The 19,643-nt window shown below is 70.1% G+C and carries 17 protein-coding genes; 14 read left to right on the top strand and 3 right to left on the bottom strand.

Going from position 1 to position 19,643, the window contains the following annotated elements:
- Positions 1–83: 83 nt before the first annotated feature.
- Together pknB and M3C17_RS16635 are read right to left on the bottom strand one after the other, a co-directional pair.
- Positions 84–2,039: a Stk1 family PASTA domain-containing Ser/Thr kinase gene (pknB, locus tag M3C17_RS16640; protein WP_259979074.1), complete on the bottom strand. Its 1,956-nt coding sequence runs from the start codon at positions 2,037–2,039 to the stop codon at positions 84–86.
- A 75-nt stretch (positions 2,040–2,114) separates the two neighbouring features.
- Positions 2,115–3,323, bottom strand: a complete 1,209-nt coding sequence (locus M3C17_RS16635) for a LysM peptidoglycan-binding domain-containing protein (RefSeq protein WP_259979072.1) — start codon at positions 3,321–3,323, stop codon at positions 2,115–2,117.
- 129 nt (positions 3,324–3,452) lie between these two features.
- On the opposite strand from M3C17_RS16635, the gene M3C17_RS16630 reads away from it, so the two are divergent.
- Positions 3,453–3,812, top strand: coding sequence for an Rv2175c family DNA-binding protein (locus M3C17_RS16630; RefSeq protein ID WP_259979071.1), 360 nt, complete (start codon positions 3,453–3,455; stop codon positions 3,810–3,812).
- A gap of 160 nt (positions 3,813–3,972) precedes the next feature.
- On the opposite strand, the gene M3C17_RS16625 is transcribed toward M3C17_RS16630, so the two are convergent.
- Positions 3,973–5,061 (bottom strand): polyprenyl synthetase family protein, encoded by a 1,089-nt coding sequence (locus tag M3C17_RS16625; protein WP_396820417.1) that lies wholly within the window; start codon positions 5,059–5,061, stop codon positions 3,973–3,975.
- A 96-nt stretch (positions 5,062–5,157) separates the two neighbouring features.
- Between M3C17_RS16625 and M3C17_RS16620 the strand changes: the two genes are divergently transcribed.
- From M3C17_RS16620 to ftsZ, 13 genes are all read left to right on the top strand, one after another.
- Positions 5,158–5,532 carry a DUF3040 domain-containing protein gene (locus tag M3C17_RS16620; RefSeq protein ID WP_259979068.1) on the top strand — a complete coding sequence of 125 codons (375 nt, stop codon included), beginning with the start codon at positions 5,158–5,160 and terminating at the stop codon, positions 5,530–5,532.
- Between the two features lie 255 nt (positions 5,533–5,787).
- Positions 5,788–6,219 carry a division/cell wall cluster transcriptional repressor MraZ gene (gene mraZ, locus M3C17_RS16615; protein ID WP_259979067.1) on the top strand — a complete coding sequence of 144 codons (432 nt, stop codon included), beginning with the start codon at positions 5,788–5,790 and terminating at the stop codon, positions 6,217–6,219.
- A gap of 103 nt (positions 6,220–6,322) precedes the next feature.
- The gene (gene rsmH, locus M3C17_RS16610) at positions 6,323–7,261 is read left to right on the top strand and encodes a 16S rRNA (cytosine(1402)-N(4))-methyltransferase RsmH (protein WP_259979066.1); all 939 of its coding nucleotides are present in this window, start codon (positions 6,323–6,325) and stop codon (positions 7,259–7,261) included.
- The gene (locus M3C17_RS16605; RefSeq protein WP_259979065.1) at positions 7,258–7,833 is read left to right on the top strand and encodes a hypothetical protein; all 576 of its coding nucleotides are present in this window, start codon (positions 7,258–7,260) and stop codon (positions 7,831–7,833) included. The genes rsmH and M3C17_RS16605 overlap by 4 nt, the downstream gene beginning before the upstream one ends.
- Before the next feature lie 25 nt (positions 7,834–7,858).
- Positions 7,859–9,628 (top strand): penicillin-binding protein 2, encoded by a 1,770-nt coding sequence (locus tag M3C17_RS16600; protein ID WP_259979064.1) that lies wholly within the window; start codon positions 7,859–7,861, stop codon positions 9,626–9,628.
- 27 nt (positions 9,629–9,655) lie between these two features.
- A complete protein-coding gene (murF, locus tag M3C17_RS16595; protein WP_259979063.1) occupies positions 9,656–11,068 on the top strand; it encodes a UDP-N-acetylmuramoyl-tripeptide--D-alanyl-D-alanine ligase in 1,413 nt (470 codons plus the stop codon).
- A complete protein-coding gene (mraY, locus tag M3C17_RS16590) occupies positions 11,065–12,171 on the top strand; it encodes a phospho-N-acetylmuramoyl-pentapeptide-transferase (protein ID WP_259979061.1) in 1,107 nt (368 codons plus the stop codon). The genes murF and mraY overlap by 4 nt, the downstream gene beginning before the upstream one ends.
- Positions 12,161–13,696 (top strand): UDP-N-acetylmuramoyl-L-alanine--D-glutamate ligase, encoded by a 1,536-nt coding sequence (murD, locus tag M3C17_RS16585; protein WP_259979060.1) that lies wholly within the window; start codon positions 12,161–12,163, stop codon positions 13,694–13,696. Before mraY ends, murD begins: the two co-directional genes overlap by 11 nt.
- Positions 13,665–14,870, top strand: coding sequence for a putative lipid II flippase FtsW (gene ftsW, locus M3C17_RS16580; RefSeq protein ID WP_259979059.1), 1,206 nt, complete (start codon positions 13,665–13,667; stop codon positions 14,868–14,870). The genes murD and ftsW overlap by 32 nt, the downstream gene beginning before the upstream one ends.
- On the top strand, positions 14,867–15,943 hold the full coding sequence (locus tag M3C17_RS16575) for a glycosyltransferase (protein WP_259979058.1): 1,077 nt from the start codon (positions 14,867–14,869) through the stop codon (positions 15,941–15,943). The genes ftsW and M3C17_RS16575 overlap by 4 nt, the downstream gene beginning before the upstream one ends.
- Before the next feature lie 42 nt (positions 15,944–15,985).
- A complete protein-coding gene (murC, locus tag M3C17_RS16570) occupies positions 15,986–17,386 on the top strand; it encodes a UDP-N-acetylmuramate--L-alanine ligase (RefSeq protein ID WP_259979057.1) in 1,401 nt (466 codons plus the stop codon).
- Positions 17,387–17,389: 3 nt separating this feature from the next.
- Positions 17,390–18,310, top strand: coding sequence for an FtsQ-type POTRA domain-containing protein (locus M3C17_RS16565; protein ID WP_259979056.1), 921 nt, complete (start codon positions 17,390–17,392; stop codon positions 18,308–18,310).
- 165 nt (positions 18,311–18,475) lie between these two features.
- Positions 18,476–19,630: a cell division protein FtsZ gene (gene ftsZ / locus M3C17_RS16560; protein ID WP_259979055.1), complete on the top strand. Its 1,155-nt coding sequence runs from the start codon at positions 18,476–18,478 to the stop codon at positions 19,628–19,630.
- Positions 19,631–19,643 lie beyond the last annotated feature (13 nt).

Here is a 19,643-nt window from a genome sequence, read left to right as displayed (position 1 = left end):
GCCCCACCGGCCCCCCCGGCGCGCCCGCCCGCCCCCGCACCCCCCGCCCCGCCCCCCCCCCCCGTTCGGGGTGTGCGGGCGGCTCAGCCTGCGAAGCCCATCGTGAGCGTGATGGTGGCGCCCTTGCGCTGCGGGTCGCTCGGGCTGTACGACTCGACGCGCGTGTTCTGGTTCGCGAGCAGATCCCACACGGAGTCGGGCAGACCCGTTCCGGAGGTGTAGGTCCACTTGAAGCCCGCCTCGTTCAGGGCGCGGGTCGCCTCGTCCCTCGTCAGTCCGGTGACCTTCGGCACGTCGAACAGGGGAGGACCCTGCGAGACGATCAGCTGGATCGTGTCGCCCGGGCGCCAGGAGCCTTCCTCAGCACGGTCGGCGTAGCCGATCACGCGATCCTTCGCGATGCTGTCGCTCGGCTGGTAGATGTTCTCGGGGTTGACCTTGAGGCCCTTGCTCGTGAGAGCGTCGGTCGCCTGCTTCACCGTCATGTCGCTCACGTCGGGGACCGGCCCGCGCGACACCTGGATGGTCGCGGTGTCCTTCTCGAGGACGGTGCAGCCCTCATCGCAGCCGTACGCGTCTCCACCCGCGCGCGGGGTGATGCGCACGTTGATCGCGGCGCCGTCGGCGACGTCGGTGAAGTATTCCTCGTCGTCCGTGATCTCCAGGTTCGCCGCCTCCAGAGCGGCGCGGACGTCCTCGACCGGCACGCCGGCGACAGGATCGATCTCGTGGGACGCGGGCCCGGCGGAGACGATGACGGCGACGGCGGCGCCCTTGTCCAGGCGTGCCCCCTCGCCGGGGTCCGTCTCGATGACGGTGCCCTTCTCGATGTCCACGGAGAACTCGTCCTGCTGACTCGGAACGAAGCCGGCCTCCGTCAACTCGGCGGCCGCCTGCTCGTAGGTCTGCCCGGCGACTCCGGGTACCGCGATGAGCGACCCGGGACCGGATCCGAACCACCACCCCACTCCGCCCGCGAGCACCGCGAGCAGCAGCACGAGGGCGAGGAGGAACGTCCCGCGCGCTCGGCGCTTGGAGGCGCGCCGTCGGAGGATCGTCGCGTTGTCGATCGCCGGCGCCACGGGCGCGGTCGGGTCGGCGATGACCATCGTGCCCGGCATCACCTTGGTGAGGTCGCCGGAGTCCGCCGCACTCTGCGGGGGCACGGTCGCGCGCGTCACGGCGGGCGTGATGCCGAGTTCTCGTTCGATGTCGCGCAGCCGTTCGAGCATCTGCTGCGCATCGTCCGGTCGCTCATCGGGAGACTTCTCGGTCGCCCACAGCACGAGTTCGTCCAGCTGCTCCGGGACCGCGGGGTTGCGCACGCTCGGTCGCGGGACCGACTCGGTGGCGTGCTGGAACGCGATCTGCATCGGCTGCTCGCCCTTGTACGGCTGCTCGCCGACGAGCATCTCGTAGAGCATGATGCCCAGCGCATAGATGTCGCTGCGCGCGTCGGCAGTGCCGCGCGTCACGAGCTCCGGAGCCAGGTAGGCGATCGTGCCCAGCAGCTGCTGGCCGGTCGCGGTGTTCGCGGTGGTGGCGCGCGCGAGTCCGAAGTCGCCGATCTTGATGCGCCCGTCCTCGGCGAGCAGCACATTCTCCGGCTTGACGTCGCGGTGCACGATGCCCGCTCGGTGCGCGGCCGAGAGCCCCGCGAGGACCGCGTCCATGATGGTGATGGTCTGCGCGACCGTCAGGCGTTTCTGCTCGCGAAGCAGCTCGCGGAGCGTGATGCCGGGCAGGTACTCCATGACCAGGTAGGCGAGCTCGCCGTCCTGCCCCTGATCGAAGACGTTGACGACGTGCGGGTCGGCGAGACGTGCCGCCGCGCGAGCCTCCTGGATGAAGCGGCTCTGGAACGCGGAGTCGTCGCTGAGGTGCGCGTGCATGACCTTGAGCGCGATGCGGCGCTCCAGGCGCAGATCGGTCGCGACGTACACGGTGGCCATGCCGCCGCGGGCGATCCGGGCTCGCACGCGGTACCGACCGTCGACAAGCCGCCCGATGAGGGGGTCGGCCTGCTGATTGGTCGTCACGTCAGAATTCTATGGAGAATTGGCTGAAAGCCCGGGGAGCGCCTCACCCCTGAGCCCTGCGGGTTTTGGGATCGGTCAGCTGTACAGCGCGAGCCAGGCATACGCCTGCGACTCCCACTGGCCGTATCGATCGGGATAGGCGGAGATCTGCACCGCCTGCGCCGCGGCGGTGAACGAGAGGCTCTCCCAGCCGGGGATATCGAGGAGTCCGCGCGTGACGGCGCCGTTGGGGTCGCTCGGGCCGCCGAAGAACACGCGCGTGCTGCGGTCCGCGTCCATGATCTGCTCGGGGGTGCCCCAGCCGGTGCTCGGGCGCTGCTGGAACAGGCCCAGGGAGTCGCGGTCTCCCCAGCCCAGGTTGCGGAGCCCCGACTCGACCATCGCGGTGGCCAGCGCGGTGGCGATGGCCCGGTCCGACACTCCCAGCTCCCTGCCGATGCGGACGATGAGCGCGGCATTGGCCGCCTGCTCTGCCGTCAGCGCGGTACCTCGCTGCGCGACAGGTGCCGGTGCGGGTGCGGCGGCGGCGGCGACCGGGGCGCCCTGAACGGCGATCAGCTGCCCGGGGTAGATGATCGACGAGGGGCCGAGGCCGTTCAGCGCGAAGAGGGACTGCGTGGTGGTGCCGTACCGCTGCGCGATCGAGAACAGCGTGTCTCCCGCGCCGACCGTGTGCGTGGCCGCTGGCGCTGGCGCTGGTGCCGGCACGGGAGCGGGGGCGGGCGCCGGTGCCGCGGCGGGTGCGGGGGCGGAGGAGATCGCGAGGCTCTGACCCGGATAGATGATGGACGCGCGCGTGAGGCCGTTGGCGGCGAGCACGGCGTCGACCGTGGTGCCGTACTTCTGGGCGATCGCATACACGGTGTCCCCGGCGACTACCGCGTGCACGCTCGCGGCGACGGGCGCAGGGGCCACGACCGGCGCAGGGGCCGCGACGGGCGGAGCGGGCGCGGATGCGGCCTGCAGCGTGAGGGTCTGGCCCGGATAGATCACAGAGCGCCAGGTGAGGCCGTTCCAGGTCAGGACGTCGACGGTGCGCAACCCGAACCGCGCGGCGATCGCGGAGACGGTGTCGCCCGGCTTGACCACGTAGCTGGGCGGTATGACCTGCGCCGGGACGACCCGGAGGGGTGCCGAACGCTGCCGCTCGTGCGGTGCGTGCGGGCTGGCGGGTGCGGCGACGGCCGGTGCCGCGGTGAGGGTGGCGGCGAGGGCTCCCGCGACTGCGGCAGGCACCCCGAGCTGCAGGTGCCGCGTGCGGCGAGTGGCGGTGGTGAAGATCACGACGGGCCCCCTTTTCGAGCACTTCACGCTGACACGGATGTATAGAGAAGTCAACAGAAGTGACCCATGTGAACAGTGGGACGGGTGTGCCGAAATGCGCGTCGACGACAGAGGTGAGATAGTGGCAACGTGTCTGAGAACGTTGCTGGAACCCCCGCCGCCGCATCCGTCGAGTGGCTGACGCTGCCTGATCTCGTCGAGGTCCTCGGCGAGCCGCTGGGGCGCGTTCGCCGGCTCATCGACGACCATCATCTGGTGGGTTCGCGGCGCAGCGGCGTGTTCGCGGTCCCCTCGGTGTTCATCGTCGACGGACACCCGCTCAGCTCGCTGCGCGGCACGATCATCGTGCTCCAGGACGCCGGATTCAGCGACGACGAGCTGATCGATTGGCTCCTCGCCGAGGAGGAGACGCTGGGCCGTTCTCCGATCGCCTCGCTCCTCGCCGGGCACAAGAGCGAGGTCCGCCGCCTCGCTCGCACCCTCGCCTGACTACGCGCGCGTCGTCTCCGGCGTTCAGCCAGGTCGCCCATCGCACGATCTCCAGCGGCGCTGCCGTGCGCCGACAGGCCGCGCGGACGTCGGGGCGCCCGTCAAACCGAGCGGATGTCGGGGGTGCCTGTCAAGCCGAGCGCGCGCCGGGGTGCGCCCGTCAGGCCGAGCGGACCGTCGCCGCACGGGCGAGGTCTCGCAGCTCACCCACGGCCGCGTTGTCGAGGCGCGCGCCGGAGAGGGCGCGGTCGGCGTCGTGCGCGTATGCCGCGATCATGTCCTCCACTCGGGCCAGAGCGCCCGAGTCGGTGATGGTCGCCTGCAGCGACGACACCTGCTGCGAGGTGAGGTCGGGATCACCGAGCATCTCGTCGAGCACATTCCTCGCCGAGGCGTCCAGCGCCTCGCGGGTGAGCGCGACGAGCACGGTGCGCTTGCCTTCGCGAAGGTCGTCCCCGGCGGGCTTGCCCGTGATCGACGCGTCGCCGAACACTCCGAGCACGTCGTCGCGCAGCTGGAACGCCATCCCGAGAGGGTGTCCGAAGCGGCGCAGCGCGTCCACCTGGTCCTCGTCGCCCCCGGCGAAGGCCGCACCGAGGATGAGTGGCTGCTCGATGCTGTACCTGGCCGATTTGAGGGAGGCCACCCGCAGTGCGCGCTGGGCGTGCTCGCGGTCCGGGTTGGCGCTCCACGCCGACTCCTCCGCGATGTCGAGGTACTGACCGGTCGTCACGTCCCTCCTCATGCGCGCGTACTCCGACCGCACGACGCGCGCGTGCGGATGGGCCCCGATGGAGCTTTCCAGCAGATCGTCGCTCCAGGCGACCAGCAGGTCGCCGAGGAGGATGGCCGCCGCGCGGCCGAACCCCTGGGCGTCGCCGCGCCATCCCGAGGATCGATGCGCGTGCTCGAGGGCTCGGTGCGCGGCCGGGCGCCCACGGCGGGTGTCGGAGTTGTCGATGAGGTCGTCGTGCACGAGCGCTGCCGACTGGAAGATCTCGAGTGCCGCGCAGAGGTCCCAGAGTGCGGCGCTCTCTTCGGCGGTGCGATCTCGGAACCGCGCCACGGCGCGCCAGCCGGCATGGCAGAAACGGGCACGCAGTCGCTTTCCGCCGACGAGCGTGTCGGCGGCCGCGTGGAGGAATGCGGCACCATCGGGGCCGTAGTCCGCGGACTCCGCGCGCATCCGTGCGAGGAACCCGTCCAGGCGAGCGGCGACGGCGTCGGGGACGGGCGAGGGGGACGGCACGACTCCCAGCATACGTAAAGGAAGGAGGGGGCGAACCGCTGGCCCCGAGCGCCTCTCGCGCGTAGACTGGAGGGCACCATACCCGAGGGGGACGAGATGCCACTCTCCGAACAGGAGCAACGTCTGCTCGACGAGATGGAACGCCATCTCCTGCACAATGACGCCGACGTGGTGAGCGCGCCGTCCGGCGACCGAACGCTCAGCTATCGCAACCTCGTCTATGGTGCTCTGCTCCTGCTCGCCGGAGTCGGCGGACTGGTCGTCGGGGTCATCCTCGGCGACATCTGGGGCATCGTGGTCGGCGTCATCGGATTCGCGGCCATGCTCGGCGGAGTCATGCTCGCCGTGACGCCCGTGCGACGAACGGGGCCGGTGGAGCCGCGACAGCGCTCCGCGGCGAAGCGCCAGGACTCCTCATCCTTCATGGATCGGATGAACGACAGATGGGACCGCCGTCAAGACGGTCGATGACCTCACCCCTCCTTCTACTCGAAGCCCGGATGCTCAGCATCCGGGCTTCTTCGCGTTAAGGGCAGATCGCTCCCCGCCCCTCCACTCGCCCTCCACTGGCGCTCCACTTCGCTCCACCGCGCCATTCCGCGGAACTCGGGCGGCTGGAGTCGCGCCGTCGCGGCGCTATCGTGGATTTGTCGTAGGAAAGTGGAGGAAAGTGGAGTAAAGTGGGGCGCACCTCGAGTTGGCCGGACGGAGAGGGGGTGAAGGCCGATGCTGCTGGGCACGCACTCACCGAAGCTGGACGACAAAGGGCGGGTCATCCTCCCCGCGAAGTTCCGCGAGGACTTGGGCGGCGGCATCGTCGTCACCCGCGGTCAGGAGCGCTGCCTCTACGTCTTCAGCACGGCCGAGTTCGAGGCGATGCACGAGCGGATCCGTCAGGCCCCGCTCGCGAACAAGCAGGCGCGTGACTTCATGCGCATGTTCCTCTCCGGTGCCAGTGCGGAGATGCCCGACAGCCAGAACCGCATCACCATCCCCGCCCACCTGCGGCAGTACGCAGGCCTTCAGAAGGAGCTCATCGTGACCGGAGTCGGCGCCCACGCCGAGATCTGGGATGCGGAGAGCTGGAACGCCTACCTCGCCGCCGGCGAGGAGTCCTACGCCGACCTGGAGCAGGAGGTGATTCCGGGCCTGTTCTGACCACGGCTGTGATGCCCCGCCGCTCCCGCCCCGACACACTTCCCCGGTGCCGGGTCGAGAAGCGGAGGGGGATCAGAGCCGAAGGTCGGACCCGAGAGAGATCATGAGCCTCCGCGACATCCACACCCCCGTCCTGCTCGACCGCTGCGTCGAGCTCCTCGCCCCCGCCCTCCAGCAGGACGGAGCCGTGCTCGTCGACGCCACGCTCGGCATGGGCGGCCACTCCGAGGCGCTGCTCGAGCGCTTCCCCGAGATCCGCCTGATCGGCCTCGACCGCGACACCGACGCCCTGCGCATCGCGGGGGAGCGGCTCGCCCGTTTCCGCGACAGGGTCACCCTGGTCCACACCGTGTACGACGAGATCGGTCTGCACGCGCAGGGCGCCGCCGGGATCCTCTTCGACCTGGGCGTCTCGTCGCTGCAGCTGGACGAGGCCGACCGCGGATTCGCGTACGCCAAAGACGCTCCGCTGGACATGCGGATGGACCAGACCAAGGGCATCACCGCCGCCGACGTCATCGCGACGTACAGCGAGGGGAACCTGCGGCGCATCTTCGAGCGCTACGGCGAGGAGAAGCTCTCCGCACGCTACGCCCGGTTCATCATCGACGCCCGGCAGCAGCAGCCCATCACGCGGTCCGGGCAGCTGGTCGACATCCTCGTCGCAGCAACCCCGGCCGCCGCGCAACGGGCAGGGCACCCGGCCAAGCGCGTGTTCCAGGCGCTGCGCATCGAGGTCAACGCCGAACTGAACGTGCTCGCCGACGCGATCCCCGCGGCGATGGATGCGCTGGCCGTCGGCGGGCGCATCGTCGTGATGTCCTACCAGTCCCTGGAGGACCGGCTCGTGAAGCAGGCCTTCACCGCCGCGTCCTCGTCCACCGCTCCCGCCGGCCTCCCGGTCGAACTGCCGGAGCACGCGCCGCGATTCCGCATCCTCACCAAGGGCGCGGAACTCGCCGACGAAGAAGAACGCGCACGCAACCCGCGTGCGATCCCGGTGCGTCTGCGCGCCGCTGAGAAGGTGCGGGAGAGCGCATGAGCATGAACGCCGCAGTACGCACGCCGGTCCAGCCAGTCCAGCCCGCTGCTCCGGAGCGTGCGCCGCAGCGCCGCCTGCAGCCGGTCACGCGCCCGGCGCCGCGCCGCAAGCCGAAGCTCGCGTACGCACTCGTCGCCCTGTCAGGTGCGCTCGCGATCGGGGCGGCCCAGGTCGGCCTGTCGCTGGCGATCACCCAGGACTCCTTCACCCTCGCCGGGCTCACCTCGCAGCAGCGCGAGCTCGACCTCCGCACCCACGCGCTGCAGGAGGAGCTCACCGGCCTGAGCTCTCCGCAGGTGCTGGCCAGCAGCGCGGCAGCGCTCGGGATGGTCGTCGCCGGAGCGCCGTCGTACCTGCGCCTCAGCGACGGCGCCGTGTTCGGGACGGGGGCGGGCGCCGACTGGAACTCCACGGTCGACCCCAACGGATCCGCCGCGGTCGGCAACGTGCTCGTCACCGAGAACGCACCTCCCCCGCAAGAGGACGCCGAGGCGGTCGACGGCGTCACTCCGCCCGTGCAGGACCTGCCGCCGGCCATCACCGACGGACTCCCCAGCCCGACCACCCACTGACCGCCCCGATCGACGGAGAGATCCCATGACGACACGAGCCACGCGCGGATCGCGGCGACGCACAGTCGTCGCCCTGGCGGTCATCCTCTCGGTCCTGGTGGCCTTCGTGGTGCGGCTCATCGACATCCAGGTGGTGAGCGCCGACGAGCACGTCTCGCAGTCGCTCGAGCACATCGGCGCCGGCTCGACGATCCCGGGCCAGCGCGGCTCGATCGTCGACGCGGGAGGCACCGTCCTCGCCTCGAGCGTGATGGTCTACGACGCCCAGCTCAGCCCGCAGGTGATCATGCTGGTCGAGGAGAAGGACCCGGCGCTGCCGTGGGCCGAGGCCTCCGAGAAGATCGCCGCGATCACCGGACAGACGGGCGACGAGGTGCGCGCGCTCGTCGCGAACGCCCTCGCCGAGAACCCCGACAGCCAGTACGCGCCGCTGAAGAAGGGGCTGAACACCGAGCAGTACATCGCCCTGCGCGACCTGGGACTCGGCTCCTACCTGTCCCTCAAGGCGCGGGAGACCCGCGTGTACCCGAACGGCGCCGTGGCGGGCAATGTGCTCGGCTTCCTCGACAACACCGGAGAGGCCAAGGCGGGCGTCGAACAGCTCGAAGAGTCCTGCCTCGCCCCGGTCGACGGCGAGGAGACCTATCGCAAGGGCAAGGACGGCGTCGTCATCCCCGGCAGCGAGAAGGTGGTCGACGCGGTCGACGGCGGCACCGTCCAGCTCACGATCAACAGCGACCTGCAGTGGTACCTGCAGCAGATGATCGGCGAGGAGGCGCAGAAGCAGGGCGCCAAGGCCGGCACCGTGACGGTGGTCGAGGTCGCCACGGGGAAGATCAGGGCCGCGGCGGAGTGGCCCGCGATGGACCCCAACGACTTGGACTCGTCCACGCCCGAGACCCGCTACAGCCAGATCTTCCACCGCGACTTCGAGCCCGGCTCGACCTTCAAGGCGATCACCGCCGCAGCAGCGATGGAAGGCGCAGGGCTCACGCCGCTGAGCACGGTGACGGCCTCCTCCCGTGAGACCTTCCCGAACGGCGCCGTCGTGAACGACGCCTTCACCCACCCCGCATACAACTACACGCTCGCGGGCGGTCTGATCGACTCGTCCAACGTCGCGCTCTCCAAGTTCGGCACCATGGTCGCCCCCGAGGTCCGCTACGACTACCTGCAGAAGTTCGGGGTCGGCGAGAAGACGCTCGACTTCCCCTCCGAGGTGTCCGGCCTGCTGCACCCCGTCAGCGACTGGGACAGCCAGTCGCTGTACACGACCACCTTCGGCCAGTACTTCACCGTCACTGCACCGCAGCTCGCCGGTGCGTACCAGGCCATCGCGAACGGCGGCGAGAAGATCGACCTGTCCCTCGTGGAGTCGTGCACCGGCGCCGACGGGACCGTGGTCGACGCGCCGAAGCCGCAGCACGAGCAGATCATCGCGCCGCAGACCGCGGCCGACCTCACGCGCATGCTGGAGAACGTCGCGGTGCAGGGCGGCAACGCCGACCGGATCCAGGTGCCGGGCTACCGCGTCACGAGCAAGACCGGCACCGCGCAGGTCTCCGACGGCAACGGCGGATACAAGGCCGGCGTGTACTACACGAGCATGGTGGGCTTCGCTCCCGTGGACGATCCGCAGTACGTCGTCGTGGTCACCCTCGACGAGCCGACTAAGGTTGTATCGTCCGCGGCCACCGCATCCGCCTTCCAGAAGGCGATGACGCAGGTGATGAAGACCTATCGCGTGATGCCGTCCTCTGTCCCGATGGACGAGCTCCTCCCCAAGTTCGGATAGTCGGCGAGAGCCGCGCATGGAGATGACATGATCGCCCTGACGCTCGCTGAGATCACCGCTGCTGTCGGCGGTGATCTTCGCGTGGCCGGAGAGCACACCCCCGAGACCGTGGTCGACGGTCTGGTCGACACGGATTCGCGCACGATGCGCGACGGCTCGATCTTCGTGGCCAAGCCCGGAGCGGAGACGGATGGCCACCGCTTCGTCGGTGCAGCCGTCGAGGCGGGCGCCGTGCTCGCGATCGTCGAGCACCCGGTGGATGTGGCGGTGAGCCAGATCGTCGTGCCGGACGCCGTCGCGGCGCTGGGCGAGCTGGCGCAGGAGGTCGTCGCGCGCGTCCGCGCAGGCGGAGGTCTGCGGATCGTCGGCATCACGGGCTCGAACGGCAAGACGACGACCAAGAACTTCCTGGCGCGGATGCTCGCCGATGAGGGCGAGACCGTCGCGCCGATCAACTCGTTCAACAACGAGGTCGGAGCACCCGTCACCATGCTGCGCGTCACCCATGACACGCGATTCCTGGTGAGCGAGTTCGGTGCCGCGGCACCCGGGAGCATCGCTCGCCTGGCCGGGCTCGTCGAACCCGACCTGGTGGTGGTTCTCATGGTCGGCATGGCGCACGCCGGCGGATTCGGCGGGATCGAGGCCACGGCCAAGGCGAAGGCGGAGCTGGTCGCCGCTGCCCGCGTGCCGGGCACGGCCGTCCTGAACGCGGACGACGCCCGGGTGTGGGCGATGCGCGAGCTGGCCGACGACCGCGGGCTCCGCGTGGTCGGCTTCGGGCAGTCGCGCGTCGCCGACGTCCGAGCGCACGACATCCAGGTGACGGCATCCGGCACCTCCTGCGTGATCGAGGTCGCGGGGGAGCGGTTCCCGCTGCGCCTTCGTGTGCTCGGCGCACACCATGTGACCAACGCCCTCGCCGCCATCACGGCTGCCGTCGAGCTCGGCGTCGCGCCCGCGGACGCCATCGCCCGTCTCGAGACCGTGGAGATCGCCGAGCGCTGGCGCATGCAGCCGATGGGCAACGACCGCGTCCGCATCATCAACGACGCGTACAACGCGAGCCCCGACTCCATGGCGGCGGCGCTGCGCACCCTCGCGCAGATCACCGGCCCGGACGAGCGGACCGTGGCCGTGCTCGGGGCGATGAGCGAACTGGGCGAGAGCGCGGGCGAGGAGCACGACCGTATCGGCCTGCTCGCCGTGCGGCTCAACATCCGGCGCATCGTCGTCGTCGGGCCCGAGGCGCGGCGTCTCTATCTCGCCGCCGTCGGGGAGGGATCCTGGGACAGCGAGGCGGTCCATCTCCCGGACCAGGATGCGGCGTTCGAGTACCTCCGGACCGAGCTGCGCGACGGCGACAGGGTGCTGGTCAAGTCATCCAACTCCGTAGGCCTCAGGCATCTCGGCGATCGTCTGGGAGAATTGTTCTCGTGAGGTCACTCATCATGGCGGCGGCGATCTCGCTCGCCTTCACCCTGTTCCTGACTCCCGTCTTCCTCCGGCTCTTCCGGAAGTGGGGCTGGGGGCAGGTCATCCGCACACCCGAATCCGTGCACAACCCGAGCCATGAGGCCAAGCGCGGCACCCCCACCATGGGCGGCGTGATCTTCATCCTCGGCTCGATCGTCGGCTACTTCACCGGCGTGCTGGTGAGCGGGGAGACACCGGCGCTGTCGGCGATCCTCGTGATCTGGCTCATGGTGGGCTTCGGCGTCGTCGGGTTCATCGACGACTACATGAAGGTGCGCAGTCAGCGCAGCCTCGGCCTCTCCGGGTGGCGCAAGGTGATCGGCCAGCTGCTCGTGATGATCCCCTTCGGCATCGTCGCGCTGAACTTCCCGAACCGGTGGGGACAGACCCCCGCCAGCGCCTCGATCTCGCTGTTCCGCGACATCACCTGGCTGGACCTCTTCGCGTTCGGCATCATCCTCGGCTGGATCCTGTACCTGGCCTGGATCTCCGTGATCGGCGTGGCCACGTCCAACAGCGTCAACCTCACCGACGGACTGGACGGGCTGGCCGCCGGCGCGGGGGTCATCGTGGTCGGCGCGTACAGCGTGATCGCGTTCTGGCAGTTCAAGCAGCCGTGCATCGGCGGCGACCCCGGCGCGCTCGGCGGATGCTACGAGGTGCGCGACCCGTTCAACCTGGCCATCATCTCGGCCTCCTTCGCCGCCAGCCTGATCGGCTTCCTGTGGTGGAACGCCCCCAAGGCGAAGGTGTTCATGGGCGATGTCGGCTCGATGGCGATCGGCGGCGTCGTGACCGCGATGGCGATCCTCACCCGCACCGAACTGCTGCTGCTCGTCATCGCCGGTGTCTTCGTGCTCTCCTCGGGCTCGGTGATCCTGCAGCGGGCGTACTTCAAGCTCACGCGCGGCAAGCGCCTGTTCCTGATGAGCCCCTTCCACCATCACCTCGAGATGCGCGGGTGGTCCGAGGTCACCATCGTCGTGCGGATGTGGATCATCGCCGGTCTGCTCGCGGTGTCCGCCGTGGGGCTGTTCTACGTGGAGTGGCTGACCCGTGTCGGCTGAGCGTCTCGCCGGGCTGACCAGCTGGAACGCCGACTGGTCCGGGCTGCGTGTGGCGGTGCTCGGGCTGTCGATGACGGGGTTCTCGGTGGCGGACACGCTCACCGAGCTCGGAGCCGAGGTGCTCGTGCTCAGCGAGTCGGCGGACGAGGAGTACGCGCGGCTGCTGCCCGTGATCGGTGCGCGGCTCGAGCTCGGCTCGCTCACGGAGGTGCCGGCGGCCCTGCACGACTTCGAGCCCGAGGTCGTGATCGCCTCTCCCGGCTTCGCGCCGTCCCACCCGGTGATCCGCTGGGTGCAGGAGAACGACATCGCGCTCTGGGGCGACGTCGAGCTCGCGTGGCGCGTGCGCGACAAGACGGTCAGGGCGGACGGAACGCCGGCGGACTGGGTGCTGATCACCGGCACGAACGGCAAGACCACCACGACGCAGCTCACCGCGACCCTCCTGGTGGAGGGCGGACTGCGCGCGGCGCCGTGCGGCAACATCGGCGTGCCGGTGCTCGACGCGGTGCGCGACCCCGCCGGGTTCGACGTGCTCGTGGTGGAGCTGTCGAGCCACCAGCTCTGGTACCTGGGGCTGTCACGGCCGGAGGGCGAGCTGTTCCCGTACGCGGCCGTGTGCCTGAACCTCGCCGACGACCACCTGGTGTGGCACGGCAGCGCGCAGGCCTACCGGGACGCGAAGGCGCTGGTCTACCGCAACACGCGGGTCGCCTGCGTGTACAACAAGGCCGACGAGGCCACCCGCCGCATGGTGGAGGAGGCCGACGTTGTCGAGGGCGCCCGCGCGATCGGGTTCGACCTCGGCATCCCCGGTCCGAGCGACCTCGGCGTGGTCGAGGGTCTCGTGGTGGACCGTGCGTTCCTGGACGACAGGGCCCGCAGCGCGCTCGAGCTGACCACGGTGTCCGACCTGGAGGCCGCAGGTCTCGCCGCACCGCACATCGTGCAGAACATCCTCGCAGCCAGTGCGCTCGCGCGGTCGCTCGGCGTGGAGCCGGAGGCGATCCACAGCGCGCTGCAGTCCTTCCACCTCGACGCGCATCGCATCCAGGTCGTCGCGCGCCACGCCGGCATCACCTGGGTGGACGACTCGAAGGCGACGAACCCGCATGCGGCCGCGTCTTCCCTGCGCGCGTACCCCGGTGCGGTGTGGGTGGTCGGCGGCGACCTCAAGGGCGTCGACATCGCCGCGCTCGTCGCGGACGCCGGAGCGACGGCGCGCGCCGCGGTGGTCATCGGCGTCGACCGTACGGCCGTCGTGACCGCATTCGGACGACACGCGCCGGCGGTGCCGGTGTTCGAGGTCGACGCTGGCGACACTGGACAGGTCATGAACCGTGTCGTGGAGATCGCGGCGGGGATCGTCGACGGCGGTGGCACCGTGTTGCTGGCACCGGCGGCGGCGTCCTTCGACCAGTTCACCAGCTATGCGGATCGTGGCCATCGCTTCGCCGAGGCGGTGCGTGAGTGGATCGAGCGGGGGAGCGCCGATGACGCAGGTGGCTCGCCCTCCGCGCTCTGAGTCGGGCGGTCTCGCCGCGCGGGTCTCGCTCGGCCGGCGGTTCACGCCGGTGTCGACCGAGTTCCTGCTGATCGCGTCGACCGCTCTGCTGCTCACGATCTTCGGCCTCGTCATGGTGCTCTCGGCGACGAGCGCCACGGCGGTCGCGAACGAACAGAACCCCATGGGCGGCGTGCTGCGCCAGGGTGTGTTCGCGCTGCTCGGCATCCCGCTGATGTTCCTCATCAGTCGCTTCCCCGTCTCGTTCCTGAAGCGGATGGCGTGGCCGGCCCTGTTCGGCGCCGTCGCGCTGCAGCTGCTCGTGTTCACCCCGCTCGGCATCGCGGACGGCGGTAACCGCAACTGGATCTCGGTCGCCGGCGTCCAGATGCAGCCCTCGGAGTTCCTCAAGCTCGCGCTCGCCCTGTGGATCGCCGCGGTGCTGCTGCGCAAGCAGGCGATGCTGGGCACCTGGCACCACGTGTTCATCCCCGTGGTGCCCGTCGGCGCTCTCGCCATCGGCACCGTGCTCGCGGGCAGGGACCTCGGCACCGCGATGGTGATGGTGCTGATCCTGCTCGGCTGCCTGTTCTTCTCGGGCGTGAAGCTGCGCCTGTTCATCATCCCGATGATCCTCGGGGTGGTCGCCGTGCTCGCGTACGCGCTCTCCAGCGAGGACCGCATGCGCCGCATCACCGCCACCTGCGACGACATGGCGCTGTACTACACGGACTGCTACCAGTCGATCCACGGCATCTGGGGCATGGCCTCGGGCGGCATCTTCGGCCTCGGCCTCGGCAACTCCCAGGAGAAGTACGGCTGGCTCCCCGCGGCAGGCAACGACTTCATCTTCGCGATCGTGGGGGAGGAGCTGGGCCTGATCGGGTGCATCGTCGTGCTGGCCCTCTTCACGTTCTTCACGGTGGGCGCGTTCCACATCATCCGCAAGACCTCGGACCCCTTCATCCGTGTGGCCGCCGGCGGCATCACGGTGTGGATCACGGGGCAGGCGGTGCTCAACATCGGCGTCGTGATCGGCGTGTTCCCGGTGATGGGCGTCCCGCTCCCGTTCATGTCCCAGGGCGGCACTGCGCTGTTCGCCGTCCTGGTGGCGTGCGGTGTGCTGCTCGCCTTCGCGCGCACGATCCCCGTCTCCGAGAAGCAGTCAGCCGGGCGGGGTAGGGTCGCGAAGTGACCTCGTACCTTCTCGCCGGCGGTGGCACCGCCGGCCATGTCAACCCGCTGCTCGCCGTGGCCGACGCCCTTCGCGAGCGGGAGCCCGAGTCCACAGTCCTCGTCCTCGGCACCGCGGAGGGCCTGGAGTCCCGGCTCGTTCCGGAACGCGGCTACGAGCTGCTGATCGTCGACAAGGTGCCGTTCCCACGGCGACCCGATCGACAGGCCACCGCGTTCCCCGGGCGCTTCCGCCGTGCCATCGCCCAGGTGCGGCAGCACATCCGTCAGCACGGCATCGACGTGGTCGTGGGTTTCGGCGGCTACGCCTCTGCCCCCGCATACGTGGCCGCTCGGCGCGAGCGCGTGCCGTTCGTGGTGCACGAGGCGAATGCGAAGCCCGGGCTCGCGAACGTGCTCGGCGCCCGATGGGCCGCGGGGATCGGCGTGGCCTTCGAGGGCACCCCCCTCCGTGGTGGCGAGGTCGTCGGGATGCCGCTGCGGCGCGAGGTGATCGCCCTCGACCGGGCAGCCGCACGTGCCGAGGCCGCTGAGCACTTCGGGCTCGACCCTGAGCGCCCCGTGCTGCTCGTGTTCGGCGGTTCCCTCGGCGCGCAGCGGCTGAACGACGCTCTCGCGGATTCCTGGCGGGACGTGCTCGACGCGGGCTGGCAGCTGCTGCACGTGACGGGCGAGCGCAGCGACCTCCCCGACCCCGGTGCGCCCGGGTATGCGATGCGGCGCTACGTCGACCGGATGGACCTCGCCTTCGCGCTGGCCGACCTGATCGTGTCGCGCTCCGGCTCCGCCACCGTGAGCGAGATCAGCGCCCTCGGCATCCCCGCGCTGTATGTGCCGTATTCGGTGGGCAACGGCGAGCAGCGCCTGAACGCGGGCTCGGCGGTCGCAGCGGGAGCGGCACAGCTTCTCGACGATGCGACCTTCGACGGCGATGCGGTGCGGCGGATCGTCGTCCCGCTGCTCGGAGACCGGGAGAGGATCGCGCGGATGGCGGCCGCCGCGGAGTCGGTCGGGACGAGGAACGGCACCGAGAACGTGATCGCCCTGATCGACCGGGCGCTGACCGCGGCGTGACGCCGTCGATCAGGCGCCAACGAAACGTAGACTGAAGCGGACATGATCAGACCCGACCTCACCCTCCCCATCCCCGACACGATCACCTCCGCGCACTTCATCGGCATCGGCGGCTCCGGCATGAGCGGCCTCGCGAAGATGTTCCTCGATGCGGGGATCCGCGTGTCCGGCAGCGACCGCGCCGACAGCGACAATCTGCGTGCGCTGGCAGCCGCGGGTGCCACGGTGCACGTGGGGCACGACGCGGCGCACCTCGGCGATGCCGACACGGTCGTGCACACGGGCGCCATCTGGCCGGAGAATCCGGAGTTCGTCACCGCGAAGGCGCGCGGGCTGCATGTGATCCACCGCTCGCAGGCGCTGCACTGGCTGATCGGCTCACGCCGCCTCGTGTCCGTCGCGGGCGCGCACGGGAAGACCACCTCGACCGGGATGATCGTGACGGCTCTTCGCGAGCTCGGCGAGGATCCGCACTTCGTCAACGGGGGCGTGATCGAGCAGCTCGGCACGTCGAGCGCCACCGGCGCCGGCGACCTGTTCGTGATCGAGGCCGACGAGTCCGACGGCACGTTCCTGCTGTACGACACCGCGGTCGCGCTCATCACGAACGTGGACCCGGACCACCTCGATCACTACGGCTCGGACGAGGCGTTCCACGACGCGTTCGTGCGCTTCGCCGACGCCGCTTCGGAGGCGGTCGTCATCTCGAGTGACGACGCGGGTGCCCTGCGTGTCCTGGCAGGGCTTTCGCATCCTCGCGTGATCACGTTCGGGGAGGCGGAGGACGCCGATGTTCGGCTGACGGACATCGTCGCGGCCGGCCCGGTCGCCGCCACGGTCGCGCACCGCGGTGAGCAGGTCCGCATGCAGCTCGCGGTGCCCGGAGTGCACAACGCGATCAACGCCGGTGGTGCGGTCGCTGTGCTGCTCGCGCTGGGGCATCCGCTGGCCGAGGCCGTGCGTGCTGTGGAGGGCTTCGCCGGAACCGTGCGCCGCCTCGAGCGACACGGCGAGGAGCGCGGGGTGACGGTCTACGACGACTATTCGCATCACCCCACAGAGGTCAAGGCCGCGCTGCAGGCGATGCGCAGCATCTCGGGCACCGGACGCCTGATCGCGATCCAGCAGCCGCACACCTACTCCCGCACGCAGCACATGTACCAGGAGTTCGCCGACGTGCTCGAGGAGTTCGCCGACCACACGGTCATGCTGGACGTCTACGGCGCGCGGGAGGACCCGGTGCCCGGTGTGACGGGCGAGCTCGTCAGCGGGGCGTTCCGGGACCCCTCGCACGTGCATTTCGTCGCGGACTGGCAGGAGGCCGCCGACTACACGGCCACGGTCGCGCGGGAGGGCGACGTCGTGGTGACGCTCGGCTGCGGCAACGTGTACCAGATCATCCCCCAGGTGCTGGAGTCTCTGCGCCGCACCGACGGGGCGTAGTCCATGCGTCGGCCCGCACCGCTCCCGAAGACCCCGGAAGCTCCGGAGCCCTCGGAGGCCGCGCCGGAGCGCATCGTCCGGCGACGCGCGAGCGTGGTCGAGCGACCGCCGGAGCCCGAGGACGCGGCGACGACCGACGGCCGCGCCGACTCGGCGGAGGAGCAGCAGCCGACGTCCACACGTGATGTCTGGCGTGCCGCGCGGGCGAGACGGAAGGCGCTGCGAGCCGAGATCCGGCGCTTCACACAGCGATCCCGTCGACGGCGGATCGTGTGGCTGAGCAGCATCGGCGCGATCGTGCTGCTGGTAGGCGGCAGCGTCGCCGCCGCCTACAGCCCGCTGTTCGCCGTGGAGCGGATCACGGTCGAGGGCGCCACCTCGATCGATCCCGCCGTGATCGAAGCCGCCCTGAGCGAGCAGGTGGGAACCCCGCTCGCGCTCGTGGACACGAGCGAGGTGAAGGCCGCACTGCTCGCGTTCCCGCTGATCGAGACGTACTCGCTGGAGGCGCGGCCGCCGCACGATCTGACGGTGCGGATCGTGGAGCGCACGCCCATCGGTGTGGTCGAGTCCTCGGCCGGGTACACGCTCGTGGATGCCGCGGGTGTGGCGCTGTCGACGACGACCGATCCGCCGCCCGGGCAGCCTGTCGTGGACATCGAGGGTGGCGTGGATTCGACCGCGTTCCGTTCCGCAGGTCTCGTGGTGCGCGCGCTGCCGGCGGATATCCGCGCCGCGCTGACCGAGGTGCGCGCGTCGACCGCAGACGACGTCACCCTCACGCTCAGCACGGGGCTGACGGTGGTGTGGGGCAGCGCGGAGGAGTCCGGTCTGAAGGCGCTCGCCCTGTCTGCGGCGCTGGTCGCGAACCCCGATGCCGCGTCGATCGACGTCACGTCTCCTGACGTCGCGGTCGTCGGCTGACGGGCTTTCCCGGGGAATTGGGGCGACACGCCCGTGTCGTTGCGTGCACGCGGGCAGGCGGCGCTTACCGTCGATCACAGAGAACGCAATACCGGGAAATACTTTACACCTCTAGTTGAGGTTTAAGGTTCCCCCTTTCCAGGCTCGACTAATCGGAGGCCGGCCATGAGCCAGAACCAGAACTACCTCGCCGTGATCAAGGTCGTCGGCGTCGGCGGTGGCGGCGTCAACGCCGTCAACCGCATGATCGAGCTCGGTCTCCGTGGAGTCGAGTTCATCGCTGTCAACACCGATGCCCAGGCGCTGCTGATGAGCGACGCCGACGTCAAGCTCGACGTCGGTCGTGAGCTCACCCGCGGCCTCGGCGCCGGAGCCGACCCGGAGGTGGGTCGTCGGGCGGCGGAGGACCACGCGGAGGAGATCGAGCAGGCGCTCACGGGCGCCGACATGGTCTTCGTCACCGCGGGCGAGGGCGGCGGAACGGGCACCGGCGGTGCACCGGTCGTCGCACGCATCGCCAAGTCCATCGGTGCGCTCACGATCGGTGTCGTGACCAAGCCCTTCTCCTTCGAGGGCCGCCGCCGCCAGAGCCAGGCCGAGGCCGGCGTCGCGAAGCTCAAGGAAGAGGTCGACACCCTCATCGTGGTGCCGAACGACCGTCTCCTCGAGATCAGCGACCGCGGCATCTCGATGATCGAGGCCTTCGCCACCGCCGACCAGGTGCTGCTCGCCGGTGTGCAGGGCATCACCGACCTCATCACCACCCCCGGTCTCATCAACCTGGACTTCGCCGACGTGAAGTCCGTCATGCAGGGCGCGGGCTCCGCGCTCATGGGCATCGGCTCCGCACGCGGCGCCGACCGCGCCATCAAGGCCGCGGAGCTGGCGGTCGAGTCCCCGCTGCTGGAGGCTTCGATCGAAGGAGCCCACGGTGTGCTGCTCTCGATCCAGGGTGGCTCGAACCTCGGCATCTTCGAGATCCACGATGCCGCCGACCTCGTCAAGGAGGCGGCGCACCCCGAGGCGAACATCATCTTCGGTACCGTCATCGACGACACCCTCGGCGACGAGGTGCGCGTGACCGTGATCGCTGCCGGGTTCGACGGCGGCGAGCCGTCGCTGCGCCTTGACCCGATGGTCGTCTCGCGCCCGTCCGCGGCCGCACTGCCGGAGGTGGCGCTTCCGGAGGCGTCCGAGCCCGCGGCGGAAGCTCCTACCTCTGCCGAGCACACCCCGTCGCAGCCGCAGCGCACGCCGGCGACGAGCATCGAGCCGGCGTTCGCGGACGACGACATCGACATCCCCGAATTCCTCAAGTGACCGAGCCGGCCGG

This window comes from Microbacterium sp. p3-SID336, from assembly GCF_025143365.1.
Taxonomy (GTDB): domain Bacteria; phylum Actinomycetota; class Actinomycetes; order Actinomycetales; family Microbacteriaceae; genus Microbacterium.
Note: the sequence above shows the minus strand (reverse complement) of the source record. Positions and strands in the feature narration are given on the sequence as shown.